The 25348-nt window shown below is 34.4% G+C and carries 21 protein-coding genes and 2 tRNA genes; 17 read left to right on the top strand and 6 right to left on the bottom strand.

The window, feature by feature from the left end; genetic code table 11:
* Positions 1–231 precede the first annotated feature (231 nt).
* The 7 genes from idi (at position 232) to QLQ94_RS01470 (ending at position 3330) form a co-directional block, all read left to right on the top strand.
* Positions 232–759: an isopentenyl-diphosphate Delta-isomerase gene (gene idi, locus QLQ94_RS01500; RefSeq protein WP_482498938.1), complete on the top strand. Its 528-nt coding sequence runs from the start codon at positions 232–234 to the stop codon at positions 757–759.
* 21 nt (positions 760–780) lie between these two features.
* On the top strand, positions 781–1191 hold the full coding sequence (locus tag QLQ94_RS01495) for a 6-carboxytetrahydropterin synthase (protein ID WP_482498936.1): 411 nt from the start codon (positions 781–783) through the stop codon (positions 1189–1191).
* Between the two features lie 3 nt (positions 1192–1194).
* Positions 1195–1653, top strand: coding sequence for a peroxiredoxin (locus QLQ94_RS01490; RefSeq protein WP_271334673.1), 459 nt, complete (start codon positions 1195–1197; stop codon positions 1651–1653).
* A gap of 54 nt (positions 1654–1707) precedes the next feature.
* Positions 1708–2676 carry a type I phosphomannose isomerase catalytic subunit gene (locus QLQ94_RS01485; RefSeq protein WP_482498934.1) on the top strand — a complete coding sequence of 323 codons (969 nt, stop codon included), beginning with the start codon at positions 1708–1710 and terminating at the stop codon, positions 2674–2676.
* A gap of 56 nt (positions 2677–2732) precedes the next feature.
* Entirely contained in the window at positions 2733–2999 is a 267-nt protein-coding gene (locus tag QLQ94_RS01480; RefSeq protein ID WP_055093243.1) for a hypothetical protein, read from the top strand.
* 78 nt (positions 3000–3077) lie between these two features.
* Positions 3078–3151, top strand: a tRNA-Thr gene (locus QLQ94_RS01475).
* 105 nt (positions 3152–3256) lie between these two features.
* Positions 3257–3330: transfer RNA gene (locus tag QLQ94_RS01470), tRNA-Thr, on the top strand.
* Between the two features lie 283 nt (positions 3331–3613).
* Here the strand turns inward: QLQ94_RS01470 and QLQ94_RS01465 are convergent.
* The gene (locus QLQ94_RS01465; RefSeq protein WP_427401807.1) at positions 3614–3874 is read right to left on the bottom strand and encodes a helix-turn-helix domain-containing protein; all 261 of its coding nucleotides are present in this window, start codon (positions 3872–3874) and stop codon (positions 3614–3616) included.
* A 591-nt stretch (positions 3875–4465) separates the two neighbouring features.
* Between QLQ94_RS01465 and QLQ94_RS01460 the strand changes: the two genes are divergently transcribed.
* The 4 genes from QLQ94_RS01460 (at position 4466) to QLQ94_RS01445 (ending at position 11607) form a co-directional block, all read left to right on the top strand.
* A complete protein-coding gene (locus QLQ94_RS01460; RefSeq protein ID WP_482498932.1) occupies positions 4466–6964 on the top strand; it encodes a SusC/RagA family TonB-linked outer membrane protein in 2499 nt (832 codons plus the stop codon).
* Positions 6936–7499, top strand: a complete 564-nt coding sequence (locus QLQ94_RS01455; protein ID WP_482498930.1) for a hypothetical protein — start codon at positions 6936–6938, stop codon at positions 7497–7499. The genes QLQ94_RS01460 and QLQ94_RS01455 overlap by 29 nt, the downstream gene beginning before the upstream one ends.
* 144 nt (positions 7500–7643) lie before the next feature.
* The gene (locus QLQ94_RS01450; protein ID WP_482498929.1) at positions 7644–8948 is read left to right on the top strand and encodes a RagB/SusD family nutrient uptake outer membrane protein; all 1305 of its coding nucleotides are present in this window, start codon (positions 7644–7646) and stop codon (positions 8946–8948) included.
* A gap of 16 nt (positions 8949–8964) precedes the next feature.
* The gene (locus QLQ94_RS01445) at positions 8965–11607 is read left to right on the top strand and encodes a S9 family peptidase (RefSeq protein ID WP_482498927.1); all 2643 of its coding nucleotides are present in this window, start codon (positions 8965–8967) and stop codon (positions 11605–11607) included.
* Between the two features lie 73 nt (positions 11608–11680).
* Here QLQ94_RS01445 and QLQ94_RS01440 read toward each other — a convergent pair whose 3' ends face one another.
* Positions 11681–11962, bottom strand: a complete 282-nt coding sequence (locus QLQ94_RS01440; protein WP_072960865.1) for a DUF6520 family protein — start codon at positions 11960–11962, stop codon at positions 11681–11683.
* An 88-nt stretch (positions 11963–12050) separates the two neighbouring features.
* A complete protein-coding gene (locus QLQ94_RS01435; RefSeq protein WP_482498925.1) occupies positions 12051–13574 on the bottom strand; it encodes a DoxX family protein in 1524 nt (507 codons plus the stop codon).
* A 1144-nt stretch (positions 13575–14718) separates the two neighbouring features.
* Between QLQ94_RS01435 and QLQ94_RS01430 the strand changes: the two genes are divergently transcribed.
* Positions 14719–15177, top strand: a complete 459-nt coding sequence (locus QLQ94_RS01430) for a hypothetical protein (RefSeq protein WP_271334675.1) — start codon at positions 14719–14721, stop codon at positions 15175–15177.
* Positions 15178–15325: 148 nt separating this feature from the next.
* Here QLQ94_RS01430 and QLQ94_RS01425 read toward each other — a convergent pair whose 3' ends face one another.
* Positions 15326–16045: a DUF4369 domain-containing protein gene (locus QLQ94_RS01425; protein WP_271334676.1), complete on the bottom strand. Its 720-nt coding sequence runs from the start codon at positions 16043–16045 to the stop codon at positions 15326–15328.
* A gap of 189 nt (positions 16046–16234) precedes the next feature.
* Positions 16235–18133: a molecular chaperone HtpG gene (gene htpG / locus QLQ94_RS01420; RefSeq protein ID WP_482498923.1), complete on the bottom strand. Its 1899-nt coding sequence runs from the start codon at positions 18131–18133 to the stop codon at positions 16235–16237.
* 202 nt (positions 18134–18335) lie between these two features.
* On the opposite strand from htpG, the gene QLQ94_RS01415 reads away from it, so the two are divergent.
* The 3 genes from QLQ94_RS01415 (at position 18336) to QLQ94_RS01405 (ending at position 20609) form a co-directional block, all read left to right on the top strand.
* Entirely contained in the window at positions 18336–18839 is a 504-nt protein-coding gene (locus tag QLQ94_RS01415; protein ID WP_271334678.1) for a lipocalin family protein, read from the top strand.
* Positions 18840–18857: 18 nt separating this feature from the next.
* Positions 18858–19553 carry a YiaD family glycine zipper/OmpA-like lipoprotein gene (locus QLQ94_RS01410; protein WP_271334679.1) on the top strand — a complete coding sequence of 232 codons (696 nt, stop codon included), beginning with the start codon at positions 18858–18860 and terminating at the stop codon, positions 19551–19553.
* Between the two features lie 105 nt (positions 19554–19658).
* Positions 19659–20609, top strand: coding sequence for an ABC transporter ATP-binding protein (locus QLQ94_RS01405; protein ID WP_427401815.1), 951 nt, complete (start codon positions 19659–19661; stop codon positions 20607–20609).
* A 167-nt stretch (positions 20610–20776) separates the two neighbouring features.
* Here QLQ94_RS01405 and QLQ94_RS01400 read toward each other — a convergent pair whose 3' ends face one another.
* Positions 20777–23188, bottom strand: a complete 2412-nt coding sequence (locus QLQ94_RS01400) for an alpha/beta hydrolase family protein (RefSeq protein ID WP_482498920.1) — start codon at positions 23186–23188, stop codon at positions 20777–20779.
* Between the two features lie 262 nt (positions 23189–23450).
* Here QLQ94_RS01400 and QLQ94_RS01395 point away from each other — a divergent pair, with 262 nt between their 5' ends.
* Positions 23451–24458, top strand: coding sequence for a 3-oxoacyl-ACP synthase III family protein (locus QLQ94_RS01395; protein ID WP_271334682.1), 1008 nt, complete (start codon positions 23451–23453; stop codon positions 24456–24458).
* Positions 24459–24651: 193 nt separating this feature from the next.
* The gene (locus QLQ94_RS01390) at positions 24652–25323 is read left to right on the top strand and encodes a copper homeostasis protein CutC (RefSeq protein WP_482498918.1); all 672 of its coding nucleotides are present in this window, start codon (positions 24652–24654) and stop codon (positions 25321–25323) included.
* Positions 25324–25348 lie beyond the last annotated feature (25 nt).

Raw genomic sequence — 25348 nt, 5'->3', positions numbered from 1 at the left:
TCTGCTTTACAATTCAGATTTTTTTAAGTATGTTTTAACTTTTATTATGTACGTAAAATATATTGTTTTAGTTTTAAGTCTCATTTTTAAAGGATTTTTGAGTTTTAATTAGATGTATTTTGTTGTTATTCAGATTTTTGCAAAATATCAGGCTCGTTAAACTTTTCACAATCTCGTGTGAGATTTTCAAGCCATTTCTTTTTTCGTATTTTTGTTTGATCAATAAGCCCTATGATAGAAGAAAACGTAATATTAGTAAATCAAAACGATGAGCAAATTGGCTTAATGCCAAAACTAGAAGCACATGAAAAAGCAGTTTTACATCGCGCTTTTTCAGTTTTTATTTTAAATGATAAAAATGAGATAATGCTGCAGCAACGTGCTCATCACAAATACCATTCGCCTTTACTCTGGACTAATACATGTTGTAGCCATCAGCGCGAAGGAGAGACAAATGTCGAAGCAGGGAGCAGAAGATTGTTTGAAGAAATGGGTTTTAAAGCAGATTTGAAAGAGCTTTTTCATTTTATTTATAAAGCACCTTTTGATAACGGTTTAACAGAGCATGAGTTAGATCATGTTATGATAGGATACTATAATGATGATCCGGCCATAAATCCTGAAGAAGTAGAAGATTGGAAATGGATGAAAATCGAAGATGTAAAAGCTGACATTGAGAAAAATCCTGAAATTTATACCGTGTGGTTTAAAATAATTTTTGATGAATTTGATCATTATTTAGAAGATCACAAACTTTAACCAGACTAACCAACCACCCAAATGAAAGTAACCATATCAAGAAAAGCACATTTTAATGCTGCACATCGATTGCACAGAAAAGATTGGACATTCGAAAAGAACAATGCTGTTTTTGGAAAATGTAATAATCCCAATTTTCATGGTCATAATTATGGTTTAACAGTTAGTGTTACAGGAAAAATTGACCCCGAAACTGGTTTTGTTGTAGATGTGAAAGTATTGGCGGATATTATACACCAAGAAGTGGAAATTCCGTTCGATCACAAAAATTTGAATCTGGATGTTCCGGAATTTCAAGATTTGAATCCAACAGCCGAAAATATTGCTGTTGTGATATGGAATAAAATTAGAAAAAGAATTCAGGCAGATTTCGACTTAGAAATCGTTCTGAATGAAACGGACCGCAATTTTGTAACTTATAAAGGAGAATAATAAATGTCACTAAAAATAGGAGATATAGTTCCGAATTTTACTGCAAAAGATAGTCATGGAGAAGTTTTTGAAAGCCAAAGTGTTTTGGGGCGAAAACCTCTGGTGATTTATTTTTACCCAAAAGATAATACACCCGGATGTACTACTGAAGCTTGTAGTTTTAGAGATCAATACGAAGATTTTAAGGATCTTGGTGCTGAGGTTATTGGTATAAGCAGCGATAGTGTAAAATCGCATGAGACATTTGCGAACAAACATCAATTGCCTTTTATACTCTTGTCTGATGAAGACAAAAAATTACGACACATTTTTGGCGTTCGCGACACTTTATTTGGTCTTTTGCCAGGAAGGGTAACGTATGTAATTGATAAAAATGGGGTTGTTATCTTGATTTTTGACAGTATGAATGCAGGAAAACATATTCCGAAAGCACTTGAAACAGTCAAAGAATTAGTATTGTAATATTAGAAAATAGTAGCAATCTGCTGTTGATTTAAGAAACTAGCCTTAAAAAACATGAAACCAAAATCATACCCATTACAATTTGAACCCATCTTGAAAGATAGAATCTGGGGCGGAGAAAAACTAAAGACAATTTTGAATAAACCAATCTCTTCTAAGATAACTGGCGAAAGCTGGGAATTGTCTACGGTAGAAGGTGATGTAAGTGTTGTGTCAAACGGATTGCTGAAAGGTAAATCATTGATGGAACTCATTGATGAAATGCCAAATGAAATTCTGGGAACAAAAGTTTACAGTCGTTTTGGAAAACAGTTTCCGTTGCTTTTTAAATATTTAGATGCCCGTGAAGATCTGTCGATACAAGTACATCCAAATGATAAATTGGCAAAAGAACGTCATAACTCTTTTGGTAAAACCGAAATGTGGTATGTAATGCAGGCCGATGCTGATGCAAGAATCATTGTAGGTTTTAAGGAAAATTCAAGCAAGGAAGAATATCTGAAACATTTGAATGATAAAACACTTGTTTCGATTTTAGATGATGTAAAAGCAAAAGCAGGCGATGTTTTCTTTTTAGAAACGGGAACGGTTCATGCTATTGGGGCAGGATTAGTAGTGGCCGAGATTCAGCAAACATCAGATATTACGTATCGTTTGTATGATTTTGACAGAAAAGATGCTCAGGGAAATACAAGAGAACTTCATGTAGACCTGGCGCTCGATGCTATTAACTATAATAAGGTAGAGACGCAAAAGAAATACGAGACAAAAGCGAACACTTCTAACCTAGTGGTTGATTGTCCTTATTTTACCACTAACTTTATTCCGTTAGAAGGTAAAGTTGAGGTTTCTAAGTCAGGCGAAACTTTTACTGTTTATATGTGTATCGAGGGAAGTTTTGAAATTGAATTTGATGGTTTCAAACAATCGTATATAAAAGGAGATACCGTTTTAGTTCCGGCTGAGATAAATGCATTTATTTTAAGCGGAAAAGCTTCTATTTTAGAAATTTACATTTCATAGCACTTAATAGAAAGATTATGTGTATTTTTGCAGTCGCAAATTAAAATAAAAATAAAATGGCAAACGTTAAAAATTTAAAGAAAGACATCAACTTCGTATTAGGAGATATTATTGAGGCAATTTACTTATTCGAAATGTCTACTTCGGGAAATCCTACTCCAGAAACGAATGCTTTGATCGATCAGGCTATCGCTGCATTTGATACTTTGATCACAAAAGTGAATGCTAAGAATGTTGAAAACAAAAAAGCACACTTCAAACAAATCAATGTTGAATTGGAAGAAACTGCTAATCAATTGATTGCTAAAATCAACGAATTGTAAGCAAAAAAAAGTATAAAAAAGTGCAAATTTATTTTGGTAAAACGAAAAACCGCTTTATATTTGCACCCGTAATGAGTCGCCAGCGTAGCTCAGTTGGCTAGAGCAGCTGATTTGTAATCAGCAGGTCGTGGGTTCGAGTCCCTCCGCCGGCTCAAAATAAAACCATCACTTTTAGTGGTGGTTTTTTAATAAAATAAGCCGTAAATTTATTTTGGAAAATACAAAAATCCACTTTATATTTGCATTCGTAATGAGTCGCCAGCGTAGCTCAGTTGGCTAGAGCAGCTGATTTGTAATCAGCAGGTCGTGGGTTCGAGTCCCTCCGCCGGCTCAACGTAAAACCATCACTTTTTAGTGGTGGTTTTTTTTTGGAATAAATTGAAATTGTTTTGGATCAGGTGCAGATCGGGGATCAAACGGAGGATCAAACGCAAAGCTTGGGGATTAGCCAAAAAGATTAGATAATCTGAATAAGAAGAAATCTACTTTACGCACTCCTCTAAATTGACTTCTAGTTGGAAAAATATTAAAGTTTTTAATACCTGATTGCATAATCACAAAAGGGATCAATAAGAAAACGGAGCATTAATATTTATTTGTGGAATCTGGTGATCCTATTTTTTATTATCGTCAATTTCTAAATTGACTAAAAAATCAAATAGTTCTTTTGGTTGTATTTTTAAACCAATCGATAAGTTGAGTATCGTTTCTAAAGTAATATTTTCTTTTCCCTTTTGAATTTTACTAATAAAACTAAAATCGAGATCGCAATTTTCATCAATGTCTCTATAGGACATGCCTTTTTCTCTTTTTATTTCGCCCAAACGCTTACCAAATTGCGCTAAGAATTCAATTTTTTTGTTTTTACTAATCATTATCGCTTTATATTAAGGCAATTTGATTAATTTTAATTAAAAAATCGTGGTAATAAAATACCACGATTGCTTTTTTTTGTTATATTTGTTGCAATTAACTATATATTTGCGATCTTCACATAAAAATATTTGAAGCATTCGCTTTGAATCTCGCTTTTGAAAACTGGTAATTTTTAATTAGGAACGAGAGGATAAGTAAGATGCTCACGTCTATTGGCGTGGGCTCACTTATTGTTCCTCGGTATACCAGTACCTCAAAGGCAGTAAGATGAGTTCTGCGCCATTTCTTATTCTAGGCCTGTTAAATTCACTTATATTCTTAGCTAATCTTCTTCATTTTTCATAGTTCCGTATTTAAATAGTGTCTAACTAAAACCATTACTATGAATTAAAAAATTGAAGCAATATTTACTGCCTGTAACGTCTTAGCTTTATTTTGAATTAGTAGATTAGACCGATTGCAGGCTTTAAAACTGCACATATATCCAGCTTTATTTGAGCAAAAAAGCCCTCTAACTGGCGATCAAACAAGTATAGAGAGCTGAGCTGATTAATAAAAACTTTCGTTTCAAATTAACTAATCCCAAAATTATGAAAATTTTTTCATTGAGCAAAGGGTTGGTGCTACTTTGGTATCCGTTTATTTTCGGGTTTTATCTCTTTTGCACGCCAGCCCTAGCAAGGAATACCTTGCAATTCTCTCCTGTACAACAGCAACAACAAATTCGGGTCACGGGTATCGTGACTGATGGTGTAGTCCCCCTTTCAGGGGTGATTATTTCTATAAAAAACCAAAGAAATACTGTCGTTACAGATTTTGACGGTAAATATAATATAACGGTATCATTTTCTGATATTCTAATTTTTACTTACATCGGTTACAAAACCATAGAGATTCCAGTTACTCGACATTTAACAATTAATGTTCAGATGCAGGAAGATGCGACGGCACTTCAGGAAGTCAAAATCAATGCAGGCTATTATTCTGTAAAAGAAAGTCAGCGTACAGGAAGTATTTCAAAAATAAGCTCAAAGGATATTGAAAAACAACCTGTAACAAATGTACTTGCTGCTATGCAGGGAAGAATGGCAGGGGTGAGTATAACTCAAAATACAGGAGTATCTGGAGGTAATTTTGATATTCAGATAAGAGGGCAAAACAGTTTGCGTTCTAATGGAAACAGACCTCTTTATATTATTGATGGTGTTCCATATTCTTCGGATTCCGGAGGTTCTGATCTCACAGGTATTGTACTTCAAGGATCAACGAGTCCATTAAATAGTATTAATCCAGGTGATATTGAAGGCATAGAAGTTCTCAAAGATGCTGATGCGACGGCTATATATGGTTCTCGAGGAGCTAATGGTGTTGTACTTATAACAACCAAAAAGGGTAAAGCAGGAAAAACACAATTCACAGCAAATGTATCTGGAGGACTAGCAAAAGTAACCCGGCTCATGGATTTGATGAATACAGAGCATTACCTGCAAATGCGAAGACAAGCATTTATAAATGATGGTATAGCATATGGTCCAACAGATTATGATGTAAACGGTACATGGGATCAAAATCGTTATACCAACTGGCAGAAAGTACTTATAGGTGGCACTTCAGAAATTAACGATGTACAGGCATCGTTATCAGGAGGTTCTTCCGGTACACAATTTCTCTTAAATGGTAATTTCCATAAAGAAACAACTGTATTTCCCGGAGATTACAATTACAGAAAAGGTAATCTGCTTGCAAATATGAACCATGAATCCGAGAATAAAAAATTCCAGGTCAATTTTTCTATGGGATATACCGCGCAACAGAATAATCAGCCGGGCATGGATATTACCCAACAAGGAATTCTTTTAGCACCTAATGCTCCGGCCTTATATGATCAGAAAGGTAATCTAAACTGGGAAAACAGTACATGGAATAATCCCATTAGTAGTTTGGAAGGGGAGTACATTTCGAGAACTAACGATCTTTTTGCTAATGGCTTGTTATCCTATAAAATCACTCCTGGTTTAATAGCCAAAACCAGTTTTGGCTTTATTGATACTCGTTTTAATGACAGTCGTACACAGCCCTCTACAATATATGACCCTGCTTACGAAGTTGGAAGCGAATTTTCATCGATATATGTCAATAATACCACAAGAAAATCCTGGATTATAGAACCCCAATTATCATGGTCTAAAAAAATAGGAAAAGGGAAAGCGGAAATTCTAATAGGCTCGACTTTTCAACAGCAAAACGCTAATCAACTCGTACAAGAAGCTAATGGATTCAGTAGCAACAGCTTGATTTATAATCTTTCTTCCGCTTTTAATGTCTTTGATTTGGTGCATAGTGAATCGGTTTATAGATATCAAGCCTTTTTTGGAAGAGTCAATTTTTCATGGAATGAACGTTACATTTTAAATTTTACAGGACGCAGGGATGGTTCAAGCAGATTCGGTCCAGGTAGGCAATTTGCCACCTTTGGTGCCATAGGTACTGCATGGCTGTTTTCAAATGAAAAGTTTATAAAAGAAAATTTTGATTCTCTAAGCTTTGGAAAATTTAGAGCGAGTTATGGCACGACTGGAAATGACCAGATTGGGGACTATCAATTTTTAAACACTTATGGGGCTACAGGAAATAATTATGGAGGTGTTATCGGTCTGGAACCAATACGATTGTTTAATCCCAATTTTGGATGGGAAATCAATAAAAAATTGGAGTTGGCAATCGAAACGGGATTTTTTAAAGACCGTATTTTTATAACGGTGGGATGGTACAGTAATAGATCTTCAAATCAATTGGTTGGCATTCCGCTTCCGGCAACAACCGGATTTAATTCCATCCAGGCAAACTTAGAAGCTACCGTTGAAAATAGGGGAATTGAACTTACTCTTAGAACAGTCAATTTTCAAAGACAATTCTTCAATTGGACAAGTAATTTTAATTTGACTATTGCTCGCAATAAATTACTCTCTTTTCCAGATCTTGAAGGATCAACTTATCAAAATCAGTTTGTAATTGGGGAGCCACTAAATATTAAAAAAGTATATCATTATACTGGAATCAATGCACAAACAGGTGTTTACCAGTTTTGAAGATTACAATGCTGACGGTTTAATTACAGCCGTTGAAGATAAACAGGTAATATGTGATCTGAATCCGAAATATTTCGGAGGTCTTCAAAATACAATTACCTACAAAAAATGGCAGTTGGATTTTCTATTTCAATTTGTCAAGCAGCTAAACTATAGCGGATCATATGGTACAGGCCTACCTGGCACTATGACCAATCAACCGGTAACGGTGATGAACCACTGGCAAAATCCTGGAGATATTGCTAGCCATCAAAAGTATTCAACTGGAGTTAATAGCCAGGCAGTTGATGCATTTTATAAATATTATGCCAGTGATGCTATGATAACAGATGCCTCTTATGTTCGACTTAAGAATTTGTCTTTATCGTATAGCATCTCTGAGCAGGTGCTTAAAGGTGTAAAATGTAGACTGGTATTTCAGGGACAAAATCTCTTTACGTTTACTTCCTTTAAGGGTGCTGACCCAGAGTCCAGATTTACTACAGCCCTTCCTCCATTGAAAGTTTTTACAACAGGGCTTCAGTTTACTTTTTAATCCTTTAATTCAAATATTATGGAAAAGAAATCAATTTTTCTATTTATCCAAGAGAGTGTAATAGAGATCTCATTTAATAACTTTCTTGTTGTATTGCTTATATTAGGTATGATTCTTACACAGGGCTGTGACAACTTTGTTGAAGTGGATCTTCCGTCATCCCAGCTCACCCAGAGTGGGGTTTTTGAAGACAGGGCTACTGCCAATGCTGCTATGGTGAGTATTTATGCCAAAATGCGAGATAGTGGTGTCTTAAGTGGAAATCTTTCAGGGCTGTCCAATCAGATGGGAAATTATAGCGATGAACTAGTTTATTACGGCGATATTTCCGGTACCACTCGAGATTTTTACAACAATGCAATCCTGCCTTCCAATACAGAGGTTTTTAACTCATGGAGTAGCAGTTACAATCAGATTTATGCGGCAAATGCTATTATTGAAGCAGTAAGTGCTTCGAGTGCTTTGGGACTTAAAGATAAAAACCAATTAACAGCAGAGGCATTATTTGTCAGGTCCCTACTGCATTTTTATCTTTTAAATCTCTACGGAGATGTACCTTATATAACTACAACCGAATATCAGAAAAATAGAACAGCACAAAAGATGCCCTGTGCCGAGTTGTATTCCTATATTATAAAAGATCTCGAATTGGCAGTAACACTATTGCCTGAAGAGTATGTTTCCAGTGATCGTATACGTCCCAATAAATCCGTAGCGATGGCTTTGTTGGCTAGAGCATATCTGTACAACAGACAGTGGGCAGAAGCAGCCAATGCCGCATCTTACCTATTAAACAATACCCAGACATACACTTGGCAAACTAATTTGAGCGACATGTTTTTGAAAGAAAGCACCACTACAATCTGGCAATTTAAGCCTCGTGTTGATGGACAAAACACGCAGGAAGGTGAAACGTTTATATTTACAGCAGGACCGCCGTCACTTGTGGCTCTAAGTACAAACCTTATAAACGCGTTTGAACCGGGTGATCAGCGCAAAGAATATTGGATAGCAAAAGTTACTACGGGTACTGATACTTGGTATCATGCCAATAAATACAAACAAAGATCAAATACTTTTGGTTCATTAGAATATTCTATAGTATTTCGTTTGGCAGAACAATATCTGATTCGAAGTGAAGCCCGCGCTGAGCAAGGAGATCTAGCAGGGGCAAGAGAAGATTTGGATAAAATCAGACATACGGCAGGTCTTGCAGGAACCACGGCTCTGAGTCAGTCCGAGATGCTTAAGGCTATACTTCAAGAAAGAAGAGTGGAATTCTTTACAGAATATGGACATCGTTTTTTTGATTTAAAAAGAGCAAATCATTTAGATGAATCGCTATCGCCATTAAAGACAGGGTGGGATACAACAGATAAGTTATTGCCGCTACCCGAGTCAGAGTTAATTCTTAATCCAAATTTAAAACCTCAAAATCCTGGTTATTAAAATAAGACTCTATTTTATGAAATACAATATAGATAAATTATTCCGAAGAATACCACTGATTGTCAGATGTACAATATTGGTCACTCTTTTTACACCGTCTTTTGGGTTTGCACAAGGTAATGCTAAAAAACAGCTTACAAAAGAGGACTATTCTTTATGGAGTAATCTTAGAGTGGGCAAACTTAGCCAAAGTGCAAAATGGGTAAGTTTTTCTCTTTTTTATGAAAGTGGCGAAGATACCCTATTTGTTAAAAATAGTTCTGCAACCAAAACCTATAGTTTTCCTGGAGCAAGTAAAGGAGAGTTTATCGCTGATAATTGGTTTTCTGCGATGAGCTCTAAAGGTGAACTTGTAATTGTTGATTTGTTAACTTCAAAACGAGAGATTAACGCAGAGGTATTCCGGTATGATTTAAGAGTTGGGACAAAAGACATCATCCTTTTAAAAAAGAGGGCAGATGGCAAAAAAGATCTGGAACTAAAAAATGTAGTCACTAAGAAATCCCTGCTCTTAAAAGATATTGAAAACTATTGGTATAACTCAGGTACAGACGCTTTGATCTACACGACAAAATCTGAAAACAATACAGCAATTGTGCTTTTTAATTTACGTGATAACACCACTACTATAATAAACAATAATCCTAACGCTTTTCAATATTCAGATATTGTTTGGCAAAAAAGCGGAAAGTCCGTAGCTTTTTTACTACATCCTTTGGGAGGTAGTAAAAGAATATACCGTACTTGCGTTGGGTACTATAGGATAGCAGAGGATAAGTTTTATAGTTTTAATCCGTCTGCGCAGGATCATTTTCCCGAAGATATGGAAATAATCACATCTTCTTTTGCCTATCTCAGCATTTCTGAGGATGGTAAAAGAATATTCTTTGGACTAGAGAAAGCTGTAATTCCAGTGGATCTCTCACAGGTGCAGACTTGGAGTACAAAGGATAAATATCTTTATACTGCTAAAGTACAGATTGATGGTTGGGACAGAGCAGCAAAAGTAGCAGTGTGGTGGCCTGAGCGGAATAGTTTTAAGCGTATTACAGATAATGAATTTCCGAAATTGATGTTAAGCGCTGACCAAAAATATGCTTTTCTTTACAATCCTGAGCAATATGAACCGCAGGCAAACCGTGAAGCTCCTCTTGATATTTACATTTTGGATCTGGAAACAGGTACCCGCAAACTTTTGTTGCAGAATCAGTTGGGTAAGGAAGCGGCAATATCTATTTCTCTATATGAAAAATACATTGTTTATTTTAAAGACAGAGACTGGTGGGCTTATGATATAGTAAGTGGCCAGCACAAAAATCTTACTAAAGAGTTGGGGGTTTTCTTTTCAGATAACGAGTCCGATAGGCCAGAACAGGCCAGTCCTTTTGGTAATCCGGGATGGATACAAGGTGATAAAACTCTTTTTGTTTACGATAAGTATGATATCTGGAGTATCACAATAGATGGAAGACGTGCACTTCGATTAACTAGGGGTCGTGAAGATAAAACCACTTACAGAATTGTTGCTCAATCAACTCAGCAGTCTTTCAAAATGAACTATGACGGAAGTTACAAAGGGGTATTTGAATCTAAAGACAGATTGCTGATCAAGGCCGAAGCGTTAGAATATACAGGCTATTGTTTTTGGGATAAAAAAGCTGGATTGCAGCCCTTGATAGACAAGATGATGTATACGAGTGAATTTATTGCATCAGCCAAGAATGATAGTTATGTTTATAAGGAAGAGAACTACAATTTATCGCCGAGATTGCTTATTAAAGAGAAATCAGATTCAAAAGCAAAAATGCTTTTTCAAAGCAATTCACAACAGGCAAAATACTATTGGGGATGTTCTAAACTAATTTCTTATACCAATTCCAAAGGAAGTATTTTAAATGGTGTCTTGTTCTATCCTGCAGATTATCTTGCTGGTGCAAAATACCCAATGGTAGTGCAAGTTTACGAAAAGCAATCGAAAGAATTGTATCGCTTTGTAAATCCATCACAGAAAAACCCGACAGGATTTAATATTGCTAATTTTAATTCAAAAGGATACTTCGTTTTTTTGCCTGATATTGTTTATCAAGTTGGGGACCCGGGATCTTCAGCGGTAGATTGTGTTGTTTCAGCAACTAAGCACGTTATTGGCAGTGAATCGTCTATTGATAGTACCCGTATAGGTCTTATAGGTCACTCTTATGGTGGATATGAAACAGATTATATCATCACGCAAACCAATATGTTTAAAGCCGCAGTGGCAGGTGCTGCTATTACCGATTATGTAAGTGGTTATCTTTGGGCAACATGGGGATTTGAAAAACCTAATTTTTGGCAGTATGAATTTGGGCAGTTAAGGATCGGGAGATCTCTGTATGAAGATTTCGCGTCGTATTTGAGAAACTCGCCAATTTACCACGCCCATAAAGTGAACACACCGTTGTTGTCATGGACAGGCGAACAGGATAGTCAGGTGCATTATTATCAGAGTATTGAATTTTACCTGGCCCTAAGACGTCTAGGAAAAATACATACGATGCTGCTATATCCAGGAGAAGGTCATGTGCTTATGGACAAAAAAAATCAAAAAGATCTGACCCGGCGAATTGAAGATTGGTTTGACTATTACTTAAAAAGGGATACAAAACCTGAGTGGTTGTAAAACAATAGCCATTTGATAAAAAAAACAATGCAGCTCCATTTGGAACTGCATTGTCATTATACAAGCAATAGTCTTATGGTCTAAAAACCGGCACAACACATTGATTGGCTGAATTTTTACCAAATAACTGGGCGCCACCTGCTGTGAGTCCTACGGTACAAACAAATCCGTTACTGTCTGTAGAACACATATCACGCTGTTCACAAGATGTTCCTTGTGGGTTCAGTTTGATGTACCCTTGAATTGGTGTAGCTGCTTTAGAACGCACATTCATGGCATGGGTTGTAAAAGCACTTGCTATTGCAAGAGCAAATACCGCAACAGGTAGAACCTGTTTTGAAAATTTTGTTTTCATGATTTATAATTTAATATGTTAGCGACCTACTCTTTTACAGGTTTTCGGTCTTTTCCCTGACACTGCAGTATATTTTCATGATGAGATTTTATTTTTGACTTTTATTTTTATAGGCACTCGTTAGCCTTTTATTTAATTTGTAATGAACCATATACTTTCCAATAAAACCGTAGAAATTATCATTGAGAACAAAAAAGTTCTTCAGTCTTTGGTTTTTGATATGATAGATATAAAAACTACCTTTATAAAAATTGGTATTAAGGTCGTAGATATCAATAATACTAGCATCCTTCCACATTTCAGCAGGTTCATATTTACCTAATAATGCTGAATTAACAAACAACAAATTTTTAAATACGCTACTTGTTTTATTGACTAGTAAAGGAGGAGCTGCCAATTTTATTTCCTGCCTGCTGGCAACTGTCGTCACTTTGATATGGGCTTTATTCACCGTATCTATTGTCTTGCCGCGATAGCTCAGATTAAGATACTTATCAGTTACAATAAATTCATTGCGATACAGGTAAATGTAGATCAGCCTTTGAAGATCTTTGTCGTAATTGAGTGTTCCGTCGACATCGAAAATTCCATCTATTTGTTTCTGTAATAATTTTGCATTAAAAATTACCTGTGGTTTGTCTCCAAATTGAACTGATCCCAGTATGCTTTCGCCTTTTGTATTGGAATTGGAACGAAATGCCAAGTTAATTGAATCCATGAGCTGATAATGAGAAAAAGTATTGCTTCCATTCCATTTTACAGATGCCTTCCAGTCTTTTATCAGACCTTTATAAATAACAGGAACCGAACCGTCGATAAGATAAAAATTGGGAGATAAAACACGAACCTGAACAGATTGGAATGGAAAATCAATTCGATTTAGATGAACCTTAAAATCATCTCTTTTTTGCAAGGTGCTGTCAAATGCTGTGATTCGTAAAGGAGCTGTATAATTCCCCAAGTATATCTTTTCTTTCGTGGCTCCAGCAAAATAATAAGAACTAAACTGAAGGTCAATTTCTCCTACTTTTACAGCATTGCCAGGAAAACGACGTACAAAATTATTTCGATGCTCAATGATGTCTTCTGATAGGATAAAAAGAAATGCAACAATACCAATACTAAAAAAAGCAGTTATTGATAAAGCACTGGCAAGAACAGCAGGCTTTGAAATGAGATGCGTTTTTGGCATCATACCGGCCAGTATCAGAATACCTGCTGCTGCCAGAATTATGAAAACTGAATTAAAAATTAAATGTTCCCTCCATCCCATTTTTTCCAAAATGCCTCCACAGGAACACGGAATAAAAGAACTGTAGTTTAGAATAATATAGATATATGCAGTAAACATAATCATAAGACTAAAAGATGCAAAGAGCCCCATTAATCTCCATTTTTTTGGCATGACAAGTAAGGCAATGAACAACTCTGCTAATGGGACTATCCAGACAATGAAACCTGCAAAAGCACTTAATAAAGGTGACTGTCCTAATTGTACTCGGAAGTTTTCAAAGTCAAGCAATTTACTTACTGCTGCATAAACAAATAAAGATGTATACAATATACAAACGGTGTTGATGATTATGTTTTTAATTACTATACTTAATCTCATGTTTTCTGATTGTTAAGTTGACTATAATTGTAAAATGTTTAGATCATTCTGATTTTTCCCCTATATAAATCGTGAAATTTAAAATTTTAGTAAACTCAAAAAAATAGAACCATTTTGATTACGATTCATTTCTTTGAAGCTGGAGCGAAAACAAAATTACAACAGGTTGTTCTACAGATTGTTACCAAAAACAGGCTAAAACTTTTAAAAAACAGGCTTTTTTCATTGCTAATAAGATAAAAAGAAGCGTTTTTCTTATTTTTCATTAGAGCTATTTGTTTAGTGTTTAAAAATTAACTGTATTTATACCTTTTTTGATGGAAGAAAAATATAGTTTTATCACGCTTATTTGTAATTGTATTTCTATTAGAAATGACTTTTTAATTATGAATTGATTTATGGGATTATTTTTTGTTGAAAAGCGATCCACTATTTAACAACATTATACCAAAAACAAGTATAGTTATTTCTCAAAAGGTTTTTTGTAGTTAAAGCTTTAAAGTGAAGGCTCTGAAATAAAATTGATATTTCTTATTTTCGATTTCATTAACTAGAAAAAAAAGAAATATCAATTTTATTACTTACGCAGATTGGCGGAAACTTTACTTAATGTAATTGAAAAATGTAGATAATATTTGTCTTTTATAAAATTTGCAAAATTAGGAGCTGTAGGCAGAAGTCTAAAAAAAATAATTAGTAGATTGTTGGGCTGCAGTAAATAACAATACTATTGACCAATATAAACTTACGGAAATTGCAAAAGTGCTAGGTTTAACTTTAGAAGGAATTAAGAATTTTTTCAGAAGAAGTTATTTTTAATATTATTGGTCGTATAGATAATGACAATGATAATACTTTAGTAAATTCAAATATTAAAATCAGCTAGCTTTCATTGAGCTTGCTAAACTGATATAGCTTTATGAATGTTTACTTCATGTTAAAAAAGAGAAGCGGAATATTTATGAAAACTCATAAAAGAAAATAAATATTTTTGTAAAAACAGATATTAAAAGTAGAGAAAGAGGGATCCTAAGATTTTTTAAGTTGTAAAGCTACTTGGAATTTAAAATCTGGAAGCTAGTTTAATAAAAATTGTAACAATATTTTTCTTATGTTTGTTTCTTAACCAAAACATAAATTAGACATGGAAGAAAATTCAGTTTTCGAGAAATTTGAGTTACAGCTCGATCAATCTTCAAAAGATTTTTTGAAGGAAACCGTTAAATGGGCATATTTTTTAGGAATAGTAGGATTCGTTGGCATTGGATTAATATTGGTGTTTGCAATTTTTGCAAGTGCAATTTTTGCTACACTAGGAAGTTCGATACCAGGAATGGCGGCTTATGGCAGTTCTTTTGGCGTAGTGATAACTTTTATATATATTATATTTGGTGCAATTTATTTCTTTCCGGTTTACTATCTTTTTAAATTTGGTGCAAATGGAAAAAAAGCTTTTAGAGACAATGATAATGTAGCATTAACGGCTTCTTTTGGTTACTTAAAATCGCATTATAAATTCATTGGGATTTTTATGATTGCAATTCTCGTATTGTACGGATTACTATTTGTACTTTCTATGTTTGGAGCTTTATTAGGAAGATAAAATGAAACTTTAAAAATTCCAAATTCTAAACAATTGATAGAATCAATACTATTGGTTTAATTGGGATTTGGAATTCTAAAAAGTTGGAATTTGCTATAAAACAAAAAAGTCCTGAGATTCTCAGGACTTTTTTGTTTTATGTAGTTGTCTATTGCTTTTGTTCTTCTTTTTTAATATCGGCAACATACTTGGTTAGTTTTTTCCCGTAAAGCGACTGTGCTACTTTTGGAGTCATCGATTTCTGGATTGTATCAAGGAATTTTACATTGATATCGTAGATCTCCGATAAAGCAATATAAGGTGCTATTTCGTGATCTTTATTGTTAAGCGCAAAGTTTGTTGCGTACAGGTATTTTCTTTTAGTGTTAGACTCTTGTTTTTTGTCTATACTGTCAATAGCTTTTTGGTCTTGTCTTTTTATTGCCTTAAATCTTGACTCAACCATAGAAAGGCTTTCGTCATTAAAACGAGAATTTATTTTTTTGTATTCATTATATAATTCCTGATTTTTAGATCCGGTAATTTTTGCACCGTAAATAAAGTTATCTAAGTTGGTGTCGATATTGATATTTCCGGGCTCAGCAAAAAATAAAATATTATTGTCTAATGAATTAGTAACTCCGCGGTCTAGATATAAATAAAGTACTTCTGGAGACTCTAATTTTATGTTACTTTCAAAAGATGAATCTCCGTCTATTTTAATGCTGTCGATAGCTACAAGAGAAGTGTCAACGATTCTTTGAATGTATAAAGTTCCGTTTTTTAATCCTTTTATATTTCCTGTAAGGTGCAAACTGTCGGTTGATTCTTTTTTGCTACAAGAGGCTAATAGTGCGAGAGTAACAAAAGCAATAATTGATTTTTTCATTGGTTTTTTAGATTTTGCTGCAAAATAAAGAAAATAGTTTGAATGTAATGATGTCGTGTTTAAATTTTGCGAAAAATAAATTCCAGTCCATTTTACAACAGAGATTCTTTTGTTTATAAAGTAAAAGCATAAAAAAAATCCTGTAAGCAACGCCTACAGGATTTTAGAATATTTATTAGATAAAAAAAATTATTTAATCATCTCAAAACTTCTTTTTACAAAAGCAGTTAAAGCTTCTCCTTTTAATAGGTTTTGCGATAATTTTGCTAAGTCTAAAGCTTGTTTTACCAGGTGTTCCTGATGTGTTTTGTCTTCAGTGTTCAAAATGCTGGTTGCCAAATCTGAATTGGTATTTACAATCAGATTGTACATTTCCGGCATATTTCCCATTCCAAACATTCCGCCACCACCAGATTGACTCATTTCTTTCATTCTACGCATAAATTCTGGTTGCGTGATGATAAACGGAGCCGCCTGACTGTCCATAGCTTCCAGTTGAACACTGTATGCTTTAGGGATATAAGCTTCTAATGAAGTTTTTAGTGTTTCTTTTTCTTCATCAGATAATTTAGAAATCGTGTTTTCGTCCTTTTTGATTAAGTTATCAATATGGTCAGAATCTACACGAACAAAAGTTACATCTTTATTATCACCTTCAATTTTTTGAATCAAATGTGAGATAATCGGAGAATCTAAAAGTAATACTTCGTATCCTTTTTCTTTTGCTGTTTCAATATAAGAGTGCTGTGCATCTTTGTTTCCAGCATAAAGAACTACTAATTTTCCGTCTTTATCCGTTTGGTTTTCTTTCAGTTTCTCTTTTAATTCTTCAAGAGTAAAGTAAGTGTCATCAACCGTTGGATACAGTACAAATGCACCGGCTTTTTCGTAGAATTTATCGTCAGAAAGCATTCCGTATTCTAAAACGATTTTAATGTCATTCCATTTAGCTTCAAAATCCGCGCGATTTTCGCTGAACAATGTTTTTAATTTATCTGCTACTTTACGGGTAATGTAGTTTGAGATTTTCTTCACTGCACCATCAGCCTGTAATCCAGAACGAGAAACGTTCAAAGGAATGTCCGGTGAATCAATAACTCCTTTTAACATCGTCAAGAATTCAGGTACAATTCCTTCTACGTTATCGGTAACGTAAACCTGGTTTTGGTACAATTGAATTTTATCTTTCTGAATTTGCATATCAGATCCTAACTTAGGGAAATATAAAATTCCTGTTAAGTTAAATGGGTAATCTACATTTAAATGAATGTGGAATAACGGATCTTCAAATTGCATTGGATACAACTCTCTGTAGAAGCTTTTGTAATCTTCATCAGATAATTCAGTCGGCTGTTTAGTCCACGCTGGATTAGGGTTGTTGATGATATTATCTACTTCAACTTCAGTAAAAATATTATCTACATCTTCAGGAGCAACTTCTTCTCCCTTTTTTTGTTCTATTTTTTCTTTTCTTGTTCCGAATTTAATCGGAATAGGCATAAACTTGTTGTATTTGTTTAATAATCCGCTGATTTTTGAATCTTCAAGAAATTCAAGAGAATCCTCGGCAATGTGCAAGATGATTTCTGTACCACGTGAAGTTTTGTCAGCCGGCTCTAAAGTAAATTCAGGGCTTCCGTCACAAGTCCAGTGTGCAGCTGGCTCATCTTTGTATGATTTAGTAATAATTTCTACTTTTTCTGCAACCATAAACGCAGAATAGAATCCCAGGCCAAAATGACCAATGATTCCCGAATCTTTAGCAGAGTCTTTGTATTTATCAAGGAACTCTTCGGCTCCTGAAAAAGCAACCTGGTTAATGTATTTTTCAACTTCATCAGCTGTCATACCTAATCCCTGGTCGATAATGTGAATCTTTTTTCCCTCTTTGTCAATTTTGATTTCAATAACAGGGTTTCCGAATTCTACTTTGGCTTCGCCAATGCTTATTAAGTGTTTTAATTTTAAAGTAGCATCAGTTCCGTTCGAAATCAATTCACGTAAGAAAATTTCGTGATCGCTATACAAGAACTTTTTGATTAAGGGAAAGATGTTTTCTACTGAAACATTAATTTTACCTGTTGTCATATTTTTATAATTTTTTAGTTTAATGTGATGAGTATCATTTCTTCAAATAGAATACCAATTGTTTTTTGAGTGACAAAATGGCGTAAGTGTTAATTTTGAAAGAAAATAATCGGATTCTGGAACAAAAGATATTCCTATGAATTGTATCTTTGTGGTATAATAATTGTTAAATGGGTAAGTATTAACTTAAATAATGTACAAAATGAAGAAAATTATTTTCATTTGCATGATTGCCACAATGTTTTTTGCGTGCAAATCAGCTTCGTCTACAACAGCTTCAACAGAAGCAACAACGCTATCGACTAAACTTGACCGACCAAGCCAGGTTGCTCTTAAAGGAAATTGGGTTTTAACCAATGTATCTTATCCTGGTTCTGAGTATATCAAAGTAAACTCTTTTGATCTTGCAGATTCTAAATGTTTTATTGGTAGTACATGGAATTTTATTTCAAATAATAATAAGGGAAGTATGGCTCTGACAGCGCCAAGTTGTACTGCATTTAATTCTCCTATTGTATGGAGTATTAACAATCAGGGTATGTTTGTACTTAAAATTCTTGATGCTGGTATAAAAGCAAAAAAAGTTAGAGACGGATACTTACTTAAAGTAGCGGGATTGACTGATAATTCATTTCAATTGATCGATAACATCAATGTTGGTGGACAAGTTAAGGATGTGACTTACCAATTTCAGAGAGCTAATTAATATTAAAAAGATAAAAACATGAGAAAAATAACAGTTTTAGGTTTGAGTAGTTTACTTGTATTAGTAAGTTTCTTTACAAGTTGCGATTCAGTGAAAAACGCTAATAATACACAAAAAGGTGCCGGAATTGGAGTAGTTGCCGGTGGTCTTATTGGTGGTATTTTAGGAAATAATTTAGGACGCGGTGGAAATGCTGCTTTAGGAGCTGCTATTGGAGCTGCTGTAGGTGGTGGAACTGGTGCTCTTATTGGAAACAAAATGGATAAACAAGCCCGTGAAATCGATCAGGCTTTACCAGGCGCATCTGTAGAAAGAGTAGGAGAGGGTATTCATTTAACTTTAAATGAAAATTCTGTTCGTTTTGATACTAATAAATCCACTTTGACTCCTCAGGCAAAAGCAAATTTAGATAAATTAGTGCCTGTATTCAATGAATACGGAGATACTGATATTCAGATTTTTGGTTACACTGATAATACAGGAAAACCAGAATATAACCTGACGCTTTCAGGACAAAGAGCTGCTTCTGTGCAAGCTTATTTAGTTGCAAAAGGATTAAAATCAAGCCGTTTCAAAACTTCAGGTTTAGGAATCGCTGATCCAATTGCTACAAATGATACTCCGGAAGGAAGAGCTCAAAACCGTCGTGTAGAATTTTCTATTACTGCAAATGACAAAATGGTAAATGATGCAAAATCTGAAGCTGGAAAATAAGTTTCAAACGCAATAAAATTTCTTAAAAGCTGTTTCATAATTGAAGCAGCTTTTTTTTGACTTTAGAAATTAAACATTGTAAATTTGTGCTTTCAAATACAACCCATGCTCGACATTCAAAATATCTCTTTTACGTATACCGACAGCCCTGTTATAAAAAACGTTTCTTTTACCATAAATAAAGGCGAAAATATTGCTATTATTGGCGAAAGCGGCTGCGGAAAAAGTACGCTCCTTAAACTTATTTATGGTTTGTATAACTTAGATGATGGCAAGATTTTTTATAATGAAAAGCCAATTTTAGGTCCTAAGTACAATTTGATTCCCGGAATGCCTTATATGAAATATCTGGCCCAGGATTTTGATTTGTCTCCTTTTGAAACGGTAGCTGAAAATGTTGGAAAATTTCTTTCGAATGGTTTTGCGAATATGAAAAAACTTCGCGTTCAGGAATTGCTGGAAATGGTCGAAATGGAAGCATTCTCGAATGTAAAAGCAAAATTTTTAAGTGGAGGTCAACAACAAAGAGTGGCATTGGTAAGAGTTTTGGCTTTAGAGCCGGAAGTAATTTTACTGGATGAACCTTTTAGCCAAATTGATGCTTTTCGTAAAAATGCTTTACGAAGAAACTTGTTCAGGTACTTAAAACAAAAAGGGATTACGTGTATTATTGCAACACACGATAGTACAGATGCACTATCATTTGCAGATGAGGCAATCGTCATGCGAAACGGAGAAGTCCTTGCAAAAGGGGATCCGGTAAAAATCTATGAAGATCCGGAAACTAAATATGTAGCATCACTTTTTGGAGAAGTAAATGAAGTTCCTACTCATTTGATGCTTTCTTATGAAGATCAAACCCATAAAACTTTAGTTTATCCGCATCAGTTCAAAATGGTTGCAGAATCAAATTTGCAGGTAAAAATAAGAAGAACTTATTTTAGAGGAAATCATTTTCTAATCGAAACTGTTTATAAAAGACAGCTAATATTTTTTGAAAGTGAAATTGATTTGCCTTTAGATCAGGAGATATTTTTAGGATTAAATTATTTATAATTAGAGAATTGGTTTAACTATAAAAATGAGAAACCCCACAGATTTTAGAAATCTGTGGGGTTTCTCATTTATGCTGATTAATCGTTTATAGTAATTGAAACCAGATAACGTTTACATAATAAATCCGACAGGTTTTAGAAACCTGTCGAATTTGATATTAGTAAGAATTAGTTTTTTAAATACTTTTCTAAAAACTGATCTTGTTCCCAAAGTAAGTGCAGGATATTTTCTTTTGCTACATAACTATGTGCTTCTTTAGGTAAAATTACCATTCTGGCAGTTGCTCCCAAACCTTTTAGTGCCTGATAATAGCGTTCTGTCTGCAAAGTAAAAGTTCCCGGGTTATTATCAGCTTCACCGTGAACTAATAACATAGGTGTTTTCATCTTATCTGCATTCATAAAAGGAGACATTGCGGTGTAAACTTCTGGAGCTTCCCAATAATTGCGTTGCTCTGTCTGGAAACCAAATGGAGTCAGAGTTCTGTTGTACGCGCCACTTCTGGCAATTCCGCAAGCAAAAAGATCAGAATGTGTTAGTAAATTAGCAGTCATAAAAGCGCCATAAGAATGTCCTCCAACCGCAACTTTTTTACGATTGATATATCCCAAAGCATCAACAGCGTCAATTGCAGCTGCAGCATTGTCTACTAATTGAGAAATAAAGTTATCATTAGGTTCAGTTGTTCCTTCACCAATAATAGGGAAAGCCGCATCATCAAGAACAACATATCCTTTGGTTACCCAATATACAAACGATCCGTAGTAAGGAAAAGTAAATTCATTTGAATTTTGAGTCGATTGTCCTGCGCTGTTTCTGTCTTTATATTCAGCAGGATAGGCCCAGATCAACAACGGTAATTTCTCTTTTTTTACTTTGTCATAACCAGCAGGCAGGTATAAAGTTCCTGAAAGTTCAACACCATCTTTACGTTTGTATTTGATGACTTCTTTGCTGACATTTTTAATGCTCTCAAACGGATTTTTGAAAGAAGTGATTGGTGTCAGGCTGTTTTGTTTTTTAATATTTCGGAAATAATAATTCGGATATTCACTTTTAGACTGAATCTGAACTAAAACTTTACCGGTTTTGAAATCTTCAATTCCTAACAAATCTTCTTTTTTGTCTTTATAAGTTGAAGTGTAAATGCGTTTTGATTGTAATGTTTTCAAATTGAATTCAGAAATAAAAGGAAATTGTCCTTCTTTAGTATATCCTTCACCAATAAGGAAAGCATTATCTTTCTCGATCGCTAAAACGTATTTGTTGTATTGATTCTTCTTAGTTTCAAAAACTCCCGGATCAGAATAAACATCTTGCTGATTTCTATCAGTAATTACTTTTGGCTGCTGTGCAGGATTTGACGGATTGATCAAATATGTTTTTGTATTACGCGTATCGTACCATTCATCCGTAAGAAATGCAGTAGTATCATTACCCCAAACAATATCGCTGTAACGCTGCGGTATTTTGGCTAATGAAGCTGCATTGTTTGCAAATGGAGCATCCCAAAGATAAACTTCGTCTCTAAAATCGACTTTGTTTGCCGGGTCTCCTTCGTCTAATGCTACAACATAAGATAATGTTGCCGGTTTGTCATTTCTCCAGCTCATTTCTCTTTTTCCTTTGCGAACGGCCATAAAACCTTTTGGGATTACTTCGTTTAACGGAACTTCGTTAACAGTTTTAACTTCTTTTCCTTTAGAGTCATAAACAATTGTTTTAGAAGGAAATCTGTTTAAGGGTACAACGTACGAAAACGGTTTTTGAATTGTAGTTACCATAATAAAATTGCCATCTGGCGAAATTCTTTCTCCGGCATACATTGCCGCATCTTTGAATAAAGTAGCTGTTCCGTTAAGGTTGACTTTATACAATTCAGACGTGATGATGTTTTCAAAATTAATTTCATCATTCTGATTTTTCAGCATATCAGGATATGTTCTATTTTGAGATTTTGCTCCTGCTGTACTGGAAATGATTGGTCCGGTTGGTAGATCTTTTTTAGAATCTAATAAAGGTTTTCTGTTTTTTGGAAGCATTTTTACCAAAATAGTTTCGTTGTCTAAAAACCAGCTAAACGGATTACCAAGGTTTGCATTTACAGTTGCATCAGTAAGTTTTGTTGCTTTTGCAGTTGCTACATCCAATACCCAAAGTTCAACACCTGAATTTGTAGTATGCGAAAACAAAATTTTCTTATCATTTGGAGACCATAGAATATTGCTTATTTTGGGGTTTTGAGGTAAACCTGAAACTTGTATTTCTTCTTTTCCACTAATTTTTCTTAATTTAAGATTGATAGTGTAAGTTACTGTACTGGAAATATTCGTTACCAGATTAATTCGTAAACCACCCAAACGAAGTTCTTCCTGATTTAAATCGTCTAATGTTTTGTAAGTACTTCTGTACAACAATAACATGTTCTCTTTTTTTGTATCCATAGATACTGTAGGAGCTCTTTCGTAATCAGCTAAATCTAAAATAGATTTAGAAGGTTTTTGATAGGTTAAGTTTTCTTGGGCAAAGGCAAAAAAGCCAATGTTAAGAAATAAGAGGAGTGTAACCTTTAATTTCATAATTTGAATTTTAGGAGTTTAAAAATGGTATTTGTAATGTTTGACTAAAGTACTTTAAACTTGTTACATATTATGCGTTATTTTTCATACTTTTCAGTGTTTTGATCTGAAAACTGTTTTTTTGCGATATAAAAAGCTCTAATTGACCTTATAATTAAAGTATATTGAATTGCTAATAACGAAAAAAACACTAATTTGTACACTAATGTTTTAAAGTATACTTAGATTTGCAATCCAATTTTTTAATAAATAATAAAAGAATATGTATCATTCAAAAATAACGGGCTTAGGATATTATGTTCCTTCAAATGTTGTGACCAACGACGATTTGTCTAAGATTATTGATACCAATGATGAGTGGATTCAGGAGCGTACGGGAATTCAGGAGCGCAGGCATATTATTCGTGGAGAAGATACCACAACTACAATGGGAGTAAAAGCAGCTAAAATTGCTATAGAACGTTCCGGCGTAGCCAAAGAAGATATCGATTTTGTAGTTTTTGCTACATTAAGTCCGGATTACTATTTTCCAGGACCCGGAGTTTTAGTACAACGCGATTTAGGATTAAGAACCGTAGGAGCATTAGATGTCAGAAATCAATGTTCTGGTTTTGTTTATGCTATTTCTGTTGCTGATCAATACATTAAAACGGGAATGTATAAAAACATTTTGGTTATTGGATCTGAAGTACATTCAACAGGATTAGATATGACTACTCGTGGTCGTGGAGTTTCGGTTATTTTTGGAGATGGAGCAGGAGCAGCTGTTTTAAGCCGTGAAGAAGATTTGACAAAAGGAATTTTATCAACTCACCTGCATTCAGAAGGACAACACGCAGAAGAATTATCTTTGCAGGCACCAGGAATGGGAGCACGCTGGGTAACTGATATTCTGGCTGATAATGACCCAAATGACGAAAGTTATTATCCGTACATGAATGGGCAATTTGTATTTAAAAATGCAGTAGTTCGTTTTGCTGAGGTAATTAATGAAGGTCTGGAAGCAAATGGTTTACAAGTTTCAGATATAGATATGTTGATTCCGCATCAGGCGAATTTGAGAATTTCACAATTCATTCAAAACAAATTCAAATTAAGAGATGATCAGGTTCATAATAATATCCAGAAATACGGAAATACAACCGCAGCATCTATTCCAATTGCCTTAACAGAAGCTTGGGAACAAGGAAAAATTAAATCAGGAGACACAGTTGTTCTGGCTGCTTTTGGTAGTGGTTTTACCTGGGCAAGCGCAATTATTAAATGGTAAATTAATTCATCTTGCATTATATTTTTAAAACCTGCTCTTTTTTGGAGCAGGTTTTTTTATACCAATTTGTCAGGCTGAGCGGAGTCGAAGCCAACGTTCCAATTGGCAAGTCTTTTATTTTGAGGATGAGATTTCGATTTTAATTAATATTTTTGTTAAGTCAGACAAATGATCAAACATCTCTCAAATAAAAATGAAAAAAAATCAACTGGAAATAGCCTGTTTCAATTATGAATCGGCGATAATAGCACAGGAAAGTGGTGCAGACAGAATCGAATTGTGTGACAATATGCAACTTGGCGGAACAACACCAAATACTGTTCTTGCTGCACGGGCTCGTGAAAAGTTATCTATTAAAATGAATGTTATTATCAGGCCTCGAGGTGGAGATTTTGTTTATAACGAAGAGGAATTTATCGAAATGAAACAAGACATAAAATCCTTTAAAAAACTAGGTGTTGATGGTTTTGTTTTTGGGATTTTAAATTCGGACGGAAGTGTCAATAGAAAACAAAATCAGGAATTAGTTCATTTGGCAAGTCCGCTTTCTTGTACTTTTCACCGTGCTTTTGATGTTGTTGATTCTATAGAAAAAGGTCTTGAAGATGTTATTGATTGCGGTTTTCAAACTATTCTGACTTCCGGTAGAGGAAAAAATGTCGAAGAAGGAATTGATGATCTGATACAGATTCAAAAGCTTGCTAAAAACCGAATAGAAATTATGCCGGGCGGAGGTTTACGATCTTCGAATATTAAATTATTACAAGAAAAACTAGAACCTACTTTTTATCATTCGTCTGCAATTACAAATAATACCCAAACAGCAAATCCGGAAGAAATAAAAGAATTGCGCAATTTTTTATAAGTAATAGATATAAACTAAAAAAGCC

Source organism: Flavobacterium sp. B114r (genome assembly GCF_056824125.1).
The sequence above is the reverse complement of the archived record's forward strand: the minus strand, read 5'-3'. Positions and strand labels throughout refer to the sequence as shown.